We start from the raw sequence: 12,965 nt of genomic DNA, 5'->3' as shown, positions 1-12,965 counted from the left end.
TAAAAGTCGTATGGAAATTAACGTTGTATCACGCGAATAGCCATTTGCGACTGTCTCTGCACTACAATTGCCGTTTTTTGAGTACCATACTGAGTAATATTTGCTTTATTACCAGAACCTTTCTGGATAATCATTGCAGTATTACCATATGCACCTTGCGAAATACTGGCATCGTTGGCATTGCCCGCCTGATCAATATATGCAAAGTTATAATCTCCTGTTTGGTCAATCTTTGCCCGGTTGCTATTACCTTCTTGCGAAACAACCGACAAAAGTTTGGAACCTCCCTGCCGCAACTGTGCACTATTATTAGCACCAGTTTGACCAATTATGGCTGCCTGATTAAATGAAGACTTGCTCAATTCATTTACCGCAAAGTTATATTCTGAGTTAGCCAGATCATAACCTGCTGCGGCTGCAATCCCAGGCGCACCCAGTATTGTTAACATCATAAATAACAATTTGTTTTTCATGTTGTCACCCTGGACCTGGTCGTACATTTAAGAAAATTAAATCATTTCAACTTGGTTGTTAACGCAAAACGTTTTTTGTTAACGCCGCGTTACGATGGAAAGTATGTCTGCGGAAATATTTTAAATAACTCACCAACAAGTTGTATTTTGATTTTATTGTTCATACCAAAGTATTAAATATCGCGTAAATACGCTGTTATTTACGCAAAAAATATTTCGCTTACTTTTAAATCCCGGTTTCTTGGCGCCGAAAAATCAACAGACAGGCTCACCTCGTGGTCTACAAAGGTGAGTCTGATATGTTTCTCTGACAAGCCGTGACAAACATCGTCTTTTTACAGCAAAAATTTATCCATGGGAGCCATAGGGAAAAATAAAAAATTACTGTGCAACGGAAGAACTATAAATAAATAATTTTAACATGCATAATTAGTAACTTAGCATCATTTGTATGACTTTTTAAAATTGTGCAGTAAAATCAGAATGTACAACTTTTCTATCATTTCTAAACTCAACAAAACCTTACTGTTAACATTTTAATATATGAGATTACATTTTGTTACACGTTTAACACTTGCTTTAAGATTTGTAATGGCTAGATTGAAATCAGATGTAATCCATTAGTTTTATATTTTACCCATTTAGGGCTGATTTATTACTACACACAGCAGTGCAGCATCTGTCAGTACTTCTGGTACCTCTATTTTATAGGGGTAGCTGTCAGATGTGCGATCAATAAAAAGCGGGGTTTCATCATGTTTAATGAAGTCCATAGTATTCATGGTCATACATTATTGTTAATTACTAAACCATCCTTGCAGGCGACAGCATTATTGCAGCATTTGAAACAATCGCTGGCAATCGCAGGAAAACTACATAATATTCAACGTTCTCTGGACGATATATCTTCTGGTTGCATTATTCTGCTGGATATGATGGAAGCGGATAAAAAACTCATCCATTACTGGCAGGATACGTTAAGCAGAAAAAACAACAATATCAAAACATTGTTGTTAAACACACCGGACGATTACCCGTACCGTGACATTGAAAACTGGCCTCATATCAACGGTGTTTTTTATGCCATGGAAGATGAAGAACGCGTAGTCAATGGGTTGCAAGGCGTCTTACGCGGTGAATGCTACTTTACGCAAAAGCTTGCCAGTTACCTGATTACACACTCCGGTAACTATCGTTATAACAGCACGGAATCAGCCCTCCTTACTCATAGGGAAAAAGAGATCCTGAATAAGCTGCGTATCGGCGCTTCTAATAACGAGATCGCTCGTTCATTGTTCATTAGTGAAAATACGGTAAAAACACATCTTTATAATCTTTTCAAGAAGATAGCTGTAAAAAACCGGACTCAGGCGGTCTCATGGGCAAACGATAACCTCAGGCGATAAAGCCATGAAACGTTATTTACGCTGGATTGTGGCAGCAGAATTTCTGTTTGCCGCTGGGAATCTTCACGCCGTAGAGGTGGAAGTACCGGGGTTGTTAACTGACCATACTGTTTCATCTATTGGCCACGATTTTTATCGTGCCTTTAGTGATAAATGGGAAAGTAACTACACCGGTAATTTAACGATTAACGAAAGACCCAGTGCACGATGGGGAAGTTGGATCACAATAACGGTGAATCAGGACGTTATTTTCCAGACATTTTTATTCCCGTTGAAAAGAGACTTCGAGAAAACTGTTGTCTTTGCACTGGCGCAAACTGAAGAAGCACTAAATCGTCGCCAGATTAATCAGGCGTTATTGAGCACGGGCGATTTGGCGCACGATGAATTTTAAATAAAAATTGTTCGGAGGCTGCAATGCGTGTCAAACATGCAGTAGTTCTACTCATGCTTATTTCGCCATTAAGTTGGGCAGGAAATATGACCTTCCAGTTCCGTAATCCCAATTTTGGTGGTAACCCGAATAACGGTGCTTTTTTACTAAATAGCGCCCAGGCGCAGAACTCGTACAAAGATCCGAGCTATAACGATGACTATGGCATCGAAACGCCATCGGCATTAGACAACTTTACTCAGGCCATTCAGTCACAAATTTTAGGTGGACTGCTGTCCAATATTAATACCGGCAAGCCGGGGCGCATGGTGACCAATGATTATATTGTCGACATTGCCAACCGGGATGGTCAATTACAGTTGAATGTGACAGATCGTAAGACCGGAAAAACTTCGACCATTCAGGTTTCGGGTTTACAAAATAACTCAACCGATTTTTAAGCCCCAGCTTCATAAGGAAAATAATCATGCAGCGCTTATTTGTTTTGGTTGCAGTCATGTTGCTGAGCGGATGCTTAACCGCCCCACCAAAAGAAGCCGCCAAACCAACATTAATGCCACGGGCTCAGAGCTACAAAGATTTAACCCACTTGCCAGCGCCAACAGGTAAGATCTTTGTCTCGGTATACAATATTCAGGACGAAACCGGGCAATTTAAACCCTACCCGGCGAGTAACTTCTCCACTGCCGTTCCACAAAGTGCCACAGCAATGCTGGTAACGGCGTTGAAAGATTCTCGCTGGTTTATACCGCTGGAGCGTCAGGGCTTACAAAACCTGCTTAACGAACGCAAGATTATTCGTGCAGCACAAGAAAATGGCACCGTTGCTGTCAATAACCGCATCCCCCTTCAATCTCTGACGGCAGCGAATATCATGGTTGAAGGTTCGATTATTGGTTATGAAAGCAACGTTAAGTCCGGTGGCGTTGGGGCAAGATATTTTGGTATCGGTGCCGACACGCAATACCAACTTGATCAGATTGCGGTGAACCTGCGCGTCGTCAATGTGAGTACCGGAGAGGTCCTCTCTTCGGTGAACACCAGTAAAACGATTCTTTCTTATGAAGTTCAGGCGGGAGTCTTCCGCTTTATCGACTACCAGCGGTTGCTGGAAGGTGAAGTGGGTTATACCTCTAATGAACCGGTTATGCTCTGCCTGATGTCGGCTATCGAAACGGGTGTTATTTTCCTGATTAACGACGGTATCGACCGCGGCCTGTGGGATTTGCAGAACAAAGCAGAACGGCAAAATGACATTCTTGTGAAATACCGCCATATGTCAGTACCACCAGAATCCTGATACAAAAAAGCCGGAATTTTAATCCGGCTTTTCAAACTAAAGCGTGAGAGCCCCTCACGCTTTATTTTTTATTTGCTGATCGGGCTTAGCACTACGCGCAGCCAGCCAAAGGCCGCTGTTTTTCATCGCGTAACCAAACAGCAGACCAAGCGCCAGAGAAGAGAGCACCAGTTTCCAGTCCCCCTGTCCGGCGAAAGTCGCACACGCGCCAATAAAAGTGCCCGGAACAAATGACAGTAACGTTTGTTTGGCCTGAATACACATCAGAAAAGCCACGATACCGGTTATAACATAACCGAGGATTTCCAGATGGGGAGCCTGCGCGCTACCGTAAATAATGACCATCGCCCACACCACGCCGCTGAGCAGCGTTGCAGCGGAGATCGCCAGCCCTTTCAGGCCGCCTTGCGGGCAAGCAAAGTAGGCAGTACAGCCCAGAAAGCCAGCCCAGCTTAGTAAGCCCAGGGAAACAGCCACCCATCCCCAAATACCGGAGAGAATGCCTGTTGTGATTGCAATAGAAAGAAGAATGTTCATGCCGCGCATGATAGCAGAAAACGCGGCTATGAATGAGAGCGAACACACATTTTGTGCAACAGCTAATTATAAGTTGCAATTATGAGTGACATAGATCACATTCACTCCACTGATTCTTCCTCAAGCTCATCCCACATTGCGCTGATGGCATCGCGAGTCAGCGGCGCCATAGTCCGCCAGAATGGTGAAGTCGCATGAGCCTCAACTTTACCAAGAAATGAGCCGCACCAGGGCAACAGATACTCACTGAACAGCGTTTCCAGAGCTTCGCTCTCATCTTCCGTTGACTGATCTTCCAACCATGAAGCGGCAAGCAATAAGGTACCGATGTGATCAGCCGGCGTATCTGCTAACGGCATTCCGCGCTCAGAAAGGAACGTACGTACTTCCGCTTCCGTCGCGCCTTCAACCCATGCACTGCGATAAGGAGGTACTGCGCATTCATCACTGATAAACAACGCGTTATAATCGGCAGAAATTTGTGTCATATCACAGCTTTTCTGCAAACGCGCCAGTAACTCATCCTGTTCCAGCGGCCAGTTCGCAGCCAGTTTTCCCTCACGAATCAGGGTAAACAGAGGAACCAGCAAAGGGTCCTGCGGTTGGCGATAATAGAGTGACCCCAGCACACGACACAGGATAGAAAACTCGTTCATTAATATATTTCCGTTAATAACAATTAAAAGTCAGCAAATTCCGCAATCGGCGACATACCGCGAGATTCAAGGAAACTCAGCAAGCGGCGCGGAGAAACATTCAAAATGCGCTCTTGTGGAAAATCTACTGCGTCAAGAATTTTACGGCACTCTTCAAATTCCCCCATCGTAAATGCAGTGTGAGAATCCGATCCTAATGCCACCCAGCCCCCGGCATCGCGTACAGCAGCAGCAACCGCACGGCAGTTATCCTCACTCCCCTTACGCGAATGTAAGAATGAAGAATTATTGATTTCCAGCGCCACCTGATATTCCGCAGCGGCCTCAGCAATAGCTTTAAAATCAACCGGATACTTTGGATTTCCTGGATGGCTGACCATGTGCACATGCCCGCTAGCCATAGCCGCAATCATAGCCCGGGTATTGGTGGCTTTATCATGTGGCGCGAAAACCGGTTCATGAAAACCAGCGATAATCAGATCCAGCGACTCAAACATCTTGCCACTACAGTCAATTTCACCATCAACATTTTTAATGTTGGCTTCAATACCACGCAGGATCCCCACCCCATCAACCACTCGCGGCCAGATACGCATATTAATGAAATGCCAGTGATGCGGCGCATCTTCCATATCCGGGCCATGATCGGTAATCGCAAAAAGTTTAATGCCCTTCTGTTTGGCCTGGGCAATATAATCACTTAATGTACTATATGCATGTGTACTGGCAACGGTATGCATATGAAGGTCGACGGGATACATAACTCTCTCCTGTGTTCAATTCCCGCCAAGGATAGCAGGAATCCTGGTGCTTTATTAGTTGAAAGGCGTGATTAATAGCCTCGGGCGCGGTCGACCTGTCCGCTAACCGCCTCTCCTCTTTCGAGCTGCACAATAGTGCGTGAAATATACGCCACCGCTTCTGCGGGCCGGGTTATAGCTGCAACATGCGGCGTTATCGTCACTCGTGGATGTTGCCAAAGCGGGCTTTCAGCCGGTAAAGGTTCTCGATTAAAAACATCCAGCATTGCTCCCCTAATCTTACCGCTATCCAACGCTGCAATCAGGTCATCTTCCACAACATGGACGCCACGAGCCAGATTGAGAAGATACGCGCCATCCGGTAACTGATTTAATAATTGTCGATTAATAATGCCAACTGTTTCAGGGGTATTTGGTAACAGATTTATCAGCACACGGCACTGGCTCAGAAACGCCTCCAGTTCATCACGTCCGGCAAAGCTTCGCACACCGGGCCACGATTTATGGCTACGACTCCAGCAACGCAACGGAAAGCGCCAGACTTGTAAGCTCCGTGCCACTTTACTGCCCAACACACCTGCGCCCATGATGCCAATGGTAAAATCTTCCCGATGATATTCAGGCAGAGGTTGCCAATGTGAAGAATTTTGCTGGATTCGATAATCGTCAAAACGTCGGAACCAATGAAGCACCTGACTGACTGCATATTCCTGCATTTGCTCGCCCATACCGGTATCTTCCAGACGGAAAAGCGGAACTGACGGTTTCAGCATTTCAGGATGTACCTGTAACTTGCTCAAAATGGAATCAACACCTGCGCCGAGGGCGAACACCGCTTTAAGATCACGCCCAGCCAGCATTTCAACAGGAGGATGCCAGACCAGAGCATAATCGGCAGATTCATTATCTCCACTTTTCCATGCTCTGACTTTTGCCTGAGGAATAGCTTTGCCCAGCGCATCAACCCACCATTGGGTATCAAACGTTGGGTGATAAAAGATGATATCCATACTGACTCCTGAGAAGCGTTGCGCGAAATTTATTCGCACTTATCGTTATGATCTACAAAGATCTCCAGCATAACAAATCCCCTGCCGGTGGCAAAAAAAGCAGATTTAGTTTATTTAATCCACATATTGATTGAAGTTTGAATAAACGCGCGATTTTTTGAAAAAGTTAGTTGACCTTGGGGCACGATTTCCCTAAATTAGCGCCCGTTCCAGCGACACTGGAACGACAATATGGTGAGGTGTCCGAGTGGCTGAAGGAGCACGCCTGGAAAGTGTGTATACGGCAACGTATCGGGGGTTCGAATCCCCCCCTCACCGCCATCTTCTAAAGAAGAGCTCGTACGAAAGTACGGGCTTTTTTTCGCATGTTGCACACATCCGAGGGGATGAGAAGCTCCGACCGGGGTTCGACAACTGGCGACAGCCAGTTGGACAGACCGCGAACGCAGTGAACGGGCTGCCCGCAGGGCGAGCGAAGCGAGTCAATCCCCCCCTCACCGCCATTTTCTAAAGAAAAGCTCGTGCGAAAGTACGGGCTTTTTTTTCGCATGTTGCACACATCCGGGGGGATGAGAAGCTCCGACCGGGGTTCGACAACTGGCGACAGCCAGTTGGACAGACCGCGAACGCAGTGAACAGGCTGCCCGCAGGGCGAGCGAAGCGAGTCAATCCCCCCCCTCACCGAATACTGACATTATCAAAATCTGAGGATGATATTCCATTACCTGGATAACAATGTATGGAAGCGCGTCATCCGCCCGGTTGTTATGGGACAGATAGTGTGTTTACCAGTACACTGATGGCAGGAAAATGCGAGGCACAGGTAATGAGTCTTCTGGAAACAGCAAAGCGTAATTGTCTGAGGCTACATACGCCATCACTGACACGCACTAAGAACATATCAAGGTGGATTTCCCGAAACATTACTCTCATAACGATGTTCCGTCATAGACGACATTAGTTTATTACAGAAAAATTATGACAACCGATACATTTTCGTTTTATCTGTAATGTATCGGTTGATAATTAGAAAACAGATATGAACATTATCATGTTCATACTACTTTATTAAAAGCGATACCCCACGCCAATATTGAACCCATTAATTGAGTAATTATCACCCAGTTTTGCTCTGGTTCCTTCATATCCGGCATTAATTGTAATATTATTTGTCGGATTAATCATCACGCCGGCACTATAAGCAAAAGATGTGGATTTTTCCGAAATATTTTCTCTGGCAAAATAACCATCAACATTTGTCCATAATGTCTTACCGTCAGCTTTAACATGGGCTACACCGCCAGCTGCATACAGTGACACGTAATCGTTAATACGATATACAGGTCCTGTCAGCAATGAATAATATTTTGCGTCAACCTGGTTTTTAATTGAATCACCATATGAATGATATTGCTGATTGCCATCTCCCTTCATCCAGGAAAAGCTCCCCATAATACTGATCGGAGAGTCCCATTCATACCGATACTGTAGGTTTACACCTCTGATATTTTTGAAGTCCTGAATTTTACTCTGTGCATAACCGACAGAAAATGAGTGATTATCAGCCAGCACAGAGCCGCTTGCCACAGATAATATAATGGCTGAAATAACAGACAGTTTTTTCATTTTATTATCTCCATTGTTAATGAGAGTTATTTTGATGAAAATAATGCTAATATTTCTACTATCAGACTTCAATCACACTGACTGAAGTCGCTATGATTGGGCACACTTATTCCATGAAAATATGTGTTGCTCTGACATAACTTTTCTTGTCCCTGTTTTTGTTCTCATTGCCTGGTTGGCCCGGCTCAAACTATTGGTATATTCCGCTGGTTGTTTCTGCGATAACTCCATCATCTGGCAACTCACCTTTTGCCAGCTTATCCAGCTCTGCTAGCTTCTGTTCCAGTGTCAGAGCACTTGCTTCTGTATACTGATTCCAGGATTGTGCTGCAGCAGCATAATTTCTCAGTCATTTTGGCAACTTAAATCCATCTCCGAGCGAGTTATTCTCAACCATATATATATTTTATTACCTTTTATAATAATCGAGATAACCATAACGCTATAAAACGTGGAGCAATCCCCCCGCCCCAGAGAAGTTCTCTAAAAAACATTACTTTTTTCCATTATTATAACTTATCCCAGATAAAAATCCCCCATAAAAAAAATAGAACAATAGCAAAAAAAACCAAGGAGTTTATATACAGATTTTCAAGGCTATAGTTTTTTATGTAATCTTGTGCCACCCCAGTAAGAAAAATGAGAAACATTGATATACAGGGAATATCAGATCTCCACCCTGAACCCAATAACATATAATCGAAAAACAGGAATGAATCCCGACCTACTTTAACGCCCCCTAGTTTTTTATATATAAAATTTACAAAAAAAGCAAAAAACACAAACATGAAAAATATAGAAACAAATAGAAGCACATAAAAATAGAAATCAGTTGAAGTCATGATGGTATAACTCCTCTGTGGTGTTACCATTAACATCAACGTCACCAAATTTAGTCGCGCAGATCCCCCAAAATGGCCCAACACCAAATGAAAATCCTATGCCATCTTTACTACCTGATACTCCCCATGATGTGACACCTGCCCCGACATTAATAGACACATGATTATCATCAGCACTGATCGCATAAGTATGTCCATATGTACCGATAGAAACATCACCGCCAGCTTGAACAACCGGGTGTACTTTATATGTTGTTCCCCATGAAGGTCCAATATGAGAAACATTTATCGCATTGTTAATTTCATCGTTAGCGCTCCCTTTACCACTGAGATCAAAAGCCAGAGAAGTATCCTGCTGTACGCGAAGCGGTACAAGCTCAGACAGCGCATTATTCTCAACCGTCGCCTTACCCGACTGTGCTCCGGCTACCGCTGAAGCCCCCGAGTCGCCCACCAGACCACCACCAGTGCAGCATTCACCACGGCATGGGCTGCCACATCCTGTTTCTGGCTCTGCGTATCACGGATGGTGATATTCCCGGCAGACACTGCCGACTGTGTGGTGTTGTCTGCATAGACTTCATGATTTGCACCGACCAGCTAGTCTGCTTATCAGGTCCATTCGAGAGAGCCATCTTCAAGCACCCAGACAGCTCCTCCCGGACAGCTCTCATCAAAAAACCAGATACCGTCTTCCATCTCTTCTTCTGTTTTCGGAAATGCCTGTCGAAAACGCTCAACCTGCTCGTCAACACTTCCTTCCAGAAACTTACCGTGCTTGGCCAGTTTGATACGCCCTTCTTTCAGAAGGCGCTCAAATATCCAGAAGAAAATTTTTCTTCTAATACTGAAATCGCTTGTGAAGCTTTCAGTTGCCCACCAATTTGCCTGCAGGTTACGACCTTCTAAAGCTTCTGTTAGTTCTGCAAATTCATTTTCACTTAACATATTTCACCTAAATTTAATTTCAATACCAGTTTTATATTTATTAGCAAGCTCTCCTAACTGAGGATTTCCTTTTATATCAATAGTCCATCTGGCACCTGTTTGTTCTTGGGACGACGATAAATTCCGCAACGTGATCGATGTTCCGTTATTCAGCTTTGCAGTATAGATCCCCGGCCGAACCTCTTTCAGCGGTATATCTCCTGCCAGCTGTTGTGCGTAATTATGGATCTGTTTATCCGTCAGATTCTGGCTTTCAAACACTTTCGTCGTACCATAACGGTTACTTACCGAACTCTGCCTGATAGTCTGCCCATCCACCGTTAACTCTCCGGCCGGGTGACTTTTATCATATATTTTACTCAGTTCATCAAATCGTTGTTGCTGAACCTCCTGATGACGGGCTTTTTCTTCATTATCTGGTCCCCATCCCCCCGGTGTTCCTGCACCTGCACCACCAAGCTCAGCTTTATCCTTATCCGTAGCACTCGCTACGTCTTTGCCCAGATTCGGCTGTTTGTTTTCGTCTGTATTGTCGCCATTCAGCACATGCCCCGGTCCCCGGGTACCATCGCGACTCTGATCACGTTCAGCATATTGTTTTCACCCCCCCCCAGTCAAAAAGCTGAGATTGTTATCGACTTATTTATCATCTTATTTTCTTTCTTGTAGTTTTGCTTTTATCCAGAGACCTAAACCAAGGATTGTCCCACCAACTCCACCCACTCTGAAGGCATCAGGAAGAGCCTCACTCCAATTGAAATCAAATGTGTTTATTTTAAAATAAACAATTACTGACGCTAATAAATAGGCCATTACTACAGTAGCGAACATCAAGCCTATGCATAAAAAAATAAGCTTAACCAAATCTTTCATGTTAATTGCTCCCATTTTTATTCCCTACCTTGTCCAGTTTATCTTTTACTTGGTTGCCAGTAACTTCTCCTGAGACAGCCCCCGTAACTGCCCCAATTACCTCAGCACTACCTTCTTTAATAACCGGTTTCAGTTGTTTTGTAGCAATTTTTCCAATACCACCGCCGAAGATCGAGCCAACTCCAGCACCAATAACTGAGTTAGTTGGATCTTCTCCCTTGATACTACTACCGATTGCAGCACCGCCCATATTGATGGGAGTTGAGACGATGATGCCTTTACCGGTTGTAGCTGCAGCTGTCACCCCAGCCATTATCGCATCCACATAACTGAATGGATCTTTTCCAGCAAGCTGAGCAACTGAGTTTACGCTGATACCAATTGCTGCATTAGTCGCCATACCTTTCACTGTTAATCCCAGTACGCTTCCCCCAAACAACAAAGGAGCATCACCAATACTTGCATTAGATTTATGATACCCCCAGGTATTCATAATGCTTTGAGCCTTTACCATTGCTTCAGTATCAGGGTTACGTTTTATATAGTCCTGTCCTGACAGTAACCCGGTAACAAGCTCCTGTGCCACCGCTGTACCGTACTCCTTTTCCATTTCTGAAGCATATACACGCAAGTAAGCTGCCAGTTCAGCACGTTCTGCGCTGTTTAATTGTGAAGGATCTTTATTAAATTTGGATACCAGAGCATCACTACGTTTATCTGCATTTTCCAGCTTAATCAGCTCATTAGCAGTGGCTAATGTCTTATCGCCGTTCTTGATTTTCTCAATGGCTTTATCCAGTTTGTCAGAAGATGTCGCTCCCAGAAAGTTATTCTCAACAACAACTTTTTCCGACGCAGGCTGCTGCGATTAACCCAGTTTTTTCCTGTTATTTCAGTTAGTTAAATAGCATTTTCCTTGTTGCATTTTCTCCACGGACTTTTTTTGCGTTGTTACCCTGTCCCGCTGTTGAGAGAAAAACCGTGTAAAGCTGTGACAGATGACGCGCAAATAAATATCCTCCGGCATAGCCGGAGGTTTTTCAAATGCGCCTGTAAGGCTCTCTTACCAGCCGCGCCCTAACAGGCGCACACGATCTGACATTTGCATCCAACTTCCTTACTTACGGCCCGTAAACGGGCTGCCCGGATAGGGAATCGATAACTGCTCTCCCATTTTATCCTCTTCAAGCTGGTGCTTTATGTAATCCTGTATCTTCGCCGTGTTCTTACCCACCGTATCGACGTAGTACCCTCTGCACCAGAACTCCCTGTTCCTGTATTTGAATTTCAAATCCCCAAACTGCTCGTAAAGCATCAGACTGCTTTTCCCTTTCAGATATCCCATAAAGCCGGATACGCTCATTTTGGGCGGGATCTCCACAAGCATATGGATATGATCTGCACAGCATTCAGCTTCCAGAATCCGTACGCTTTTCCACTCACACAGCTTTCTCAAAATACTGCCTATTGCTCTACGCTTCTCTCTGTAGAACACCTGTCTTCGGTATTTTGGCGCAAAAACTATGTGATATTTACAGTTCCATCGGGTGTGCGCTAAGCTCTTTTCGTTCCCCATTGGGACCCCCTTTTGATTTCTTGTTTGACACTTGCAGTTGCCAGACCGCAAGGTGTTTTAACAAATCAAAAGGGGTTTTAATAACTGGCTCAAAGCTGAAAGCTTTCCAGAACCCCCAGCCTAGCTGGGGGTTTTCTGTGCACAAAAAAATACCGGCATAATGGCCGGGATTTGCGAGCTTTCCCACTATTTCTTGATTCCTAAACGGAACATATCAGTTGGGAATAAAGGTTGTATTATCACTTCATCATTAAAAATGAATAATTTGGGCGATAAAGCTGTTACGTCATAGATATTTTCAGCGATTAATCTTAGATTTGACCTAAAAACTGGAATACTTGCATCATCTGCAAAGACAAACATGTCATCGTTTTTTACAGAGTTTGCACTCAATAGCTCATCAAAACTCTCATAATCAGAATGCCAGATCTCTGACCAAGTAACACTTCCTTTCGCGAGAGGGTACTTATTTAAAATGCCCAGAGCCTCCTGCTGAGCCAGCCCCTCTACTATATTAAAATCAGCACTCAGTGCTTCCCGACACTCATCAAATAAAGTCATTT

General features: G+C 44.3%; 15 protein-coding genes, 1 tRNA gene and 2 pseudogenes. 5 read left to right on the top strand and 13 right to left on the bottom strand.

The genetic code is table 11. The features are described from left to right. Positions 1-17: 17 nt before the first annotated feature. Positions 18-473, bottom strand: coding sequence for a curli minor subunit CsgB (gene csgB / locus PS053_RS00790; RefSeq protein ID WP_002461943.1), 456 nt, complete (start codon positions 471-473; stop codon positions 18-20). 755 nt (positions 474-1,228) lie between these two features. Between csgB and csgD the strand changes: the two genes are divergently transcribed. The 4 genes from csgD to csgG are packed head-to-tail and all read left to right on the top strand — an operon-like array spanning position 1,229 to position 3,573. Continuing rightward, complete coding sequence (csgD, locus tag PS053_RS00785) at positions 1,229-1,879, top strand: biofilm master transcriptional regulator CsgD (RefSeq protein WP_000481486.1); 651 nt, start codon at positions 1,229-1,231, stop codon at positions 1,877-1,879. A gap of 4 nt (positions 1,880-1,883) precedes the next feature. Then, positions 1,884-2,273, top strand: coding sequence for a curli production assembly/transport protein CsgE (csgE, locus tag PS053_RS00780; RefSeq protein ID WP_000833292.1), 390 nt, complete (start codon positions 1,884-1,886; stop codon positions 2,271-2,273). A 23-nt stretch (positions 2,274-2,296) separates the two neighbouring features. Continuing rightward, the gene (gene csgF, locus PS053_RS00775) at positions 2,297-2,713 is read left to right on the top strand and encodes a curli production assembly/transport protein CsgF (RefSeq protein WP_001264080.1); all 417 of its coding nucleotides are present in this window, start codon (positions 2,297-2,299) and stop codon (positions 2,711-2,713) included. Positions 2,714-2,739: 26 nt separating this feature from the next. Beyond that, on the top strand, positions 2,740-3,573 hold the full coding sequence (gene csgG / locus PS053_RS00770) for a curli production assembly/transport protein CsgG (RefSeq protein WP_001189335.1): 834 nt from the start codon (positions 2,740-2,742) through the stop codon (positions 3,571-3,573). A gap of 54 nt (positions 3,574-3,627) precedes the next feature. On the opposite strand, the gene PS053_RS00765 is transcribed toward csgG, so the two are convergent. The 4 genes from PS053_RS00765 to ghrA all read right to left on the bottom strand — a co-directional run bounded on the left by PS053_RS00765 (position 3,628) and on the right by ghrA (position 6,537). After that, positions 3,628-4,110, bottom strand: a complete 483-nt coding sequence (locus tag PS053_RS00765; protein WP_010343298.1) for a DUF1097 domain-containing protein — start codon at positions 4,108-4,110, stop codon at positions 3,628-3,630. Between the two features lie 101 nt (positions 4,111-4,211). Then, on the bottom strand, positions 4,212-4,766 hold the full coding sequence (gene ycdY / locus PS053_RS00760; protein WP_256879499.1) for a molecular chaperone YcdY: 555 nt from the start codon (positions 4,764-4,766) through the stop codon (positions 4,212-4,214). A 23-nt stretch (positions 4,767-4,789) separates the two neighbouring features. After that, a complete protein-coding gene (locus PS053_RS00755; RefSeq protein ID WP_000283677.1) occupies positions 4,790-5,527 on the bottom strand; it encodes a phosphatase in 738 nt (245 codons plus the stop codon). 71 nt (positions 5,528-5,598) lie between these two features. Next, the gene (ghrA, locus tag PS053_RS00750) at positions 5,599-6,537 is read right to left on the bottom strand and encodes a glyoxylate/hydroxypyruvate reductase GhrA (RefSeq protein WP_105197711.1); all 939 of its coding nucleotides are present in this window, start codon (positions 6,535-6,537) and stop codon (positions 5,599-5,601) included. Between the two features lie 233 nt (positions 6,538-6,770). On the opposite strand from ghrA, the gene PS053_RS00745 reads away from it, so the two are divergent. Next, a tRNA-Ser gene (locus PS053_RS00745) sits at positions 6,771-6,858 on the top strand. A 747-nt stretch (positions 6,859-7,605) separates the two neighbouring features. Here PS053_RS00745 and PS053_RS00740 read toward each other — a convergent pair. The 8 genes and pseudogenes from PS053_RS00740 to PS053_RS00705 all read right to left on the bottom strand — a co-directional run bounded on the left by PS053_RS00740 (position 7,606) and on the right by PS053_RS00705 (position 12,963). Next, entirely contained in the window at positions 7,606-8,163 is a 558-nt protein-coding gene (locus tag PS053_RS00740; protein ID WP_054410856.1) for an Ail/Lom family outer membrane beta-barrel protein, read from the bottom strand. Between the two features lie 828 nt (positions 8,164-8,991). Further along, positions 8,992-9,605: pseudogene (locus PS053_RS00735) on the bottom strand (polymorphic toxin type 25 domain-containing protein); the annotation flags it as partial. A gap of 12 nt (positions 9,606-9,617) precedes the next feature. Next, positions 9,618-9,953 (bottom strand): DUF596 domain-containing protein, encoded by a 336-nt coding sequence (locus PS053_RS00730; RefSeq protein ID WP_059236530.1) that lies wholly within the window; start codon positions 9,951-9,953, stop codon positions 9,618-9,620. 3 nt (positions 9,954-9,956) lie between these two features. Next, entirely contained in the window at positions 9,957-10,499 is a 543-nt protein-coding gene (locus PS053_RS00725) for a DUF769 domain-containing protein (protein WP_256879500.1), read from the bottom strand. Between the two features lie 105 nt (positions 10,500-10,604). Next, positions 10,605-10,841 (bottom strand): hypothetical protein, encoded by a 237-nt coding sequence (locus tag PS053_RS00720; RefSeq protein WP_256879501.1) that lies wholly within the window; start codon positions 10,839-10,841, stop codon positions 10,605-10,607. After that, positions 10,828-11,679 (bottom strand): annotated as a pseudogene (locus PS053_RS00715) (VENN motif pre-toxin domain-containing protein); the annotation flags it as partial. The pseudogene PS053_RS00715 and the gene PS053_RS00720, both read right to left, overlap by 14 nt. Positions 11,680-11,943: 264 nt before the next feature. Next, positions 11,944-12,402 carry an IS200/IS605-like element IS200C family transposase gene (gene tnpA, locus PS053_RS00710; protein WP_000526135.1) on the bottom strand — a complete coding sequence of 153 codons (459 nt, stop codon included), beginning with the start codon at positions 12,400-12,402 and terminating at the stop codon, positions 11,944-11,946. A gap of 186 nt (positions 12,403-12,588) precedes the next feature. After that, entirely contained in the window at positions 12,589-12,963 is a 375-nt protein-coding gene (locus PS053_RS00705) for a CDI toxin immunity protein (protein ID WP_096931281.1), read from the bottom strand. Positions 12,964-12,965 lie beyond the last annotated feature (2 nt).

The organism is Escherichia albertii, assembly GCF_028622335.1.
In the GTDB taxonomy this organism is placed as follows: Bacteria; Pseudomonadota; Gammaproteobacteria; order Enterobacterales; family Enterobacteriaceae; genus Escherichia; species Escherichia albertii.
The sequence above is the reverse complement of the archived record's forward strand: the minus strand, read 5'-3'. Positions and strand labels throughout refer to the sequence as shown.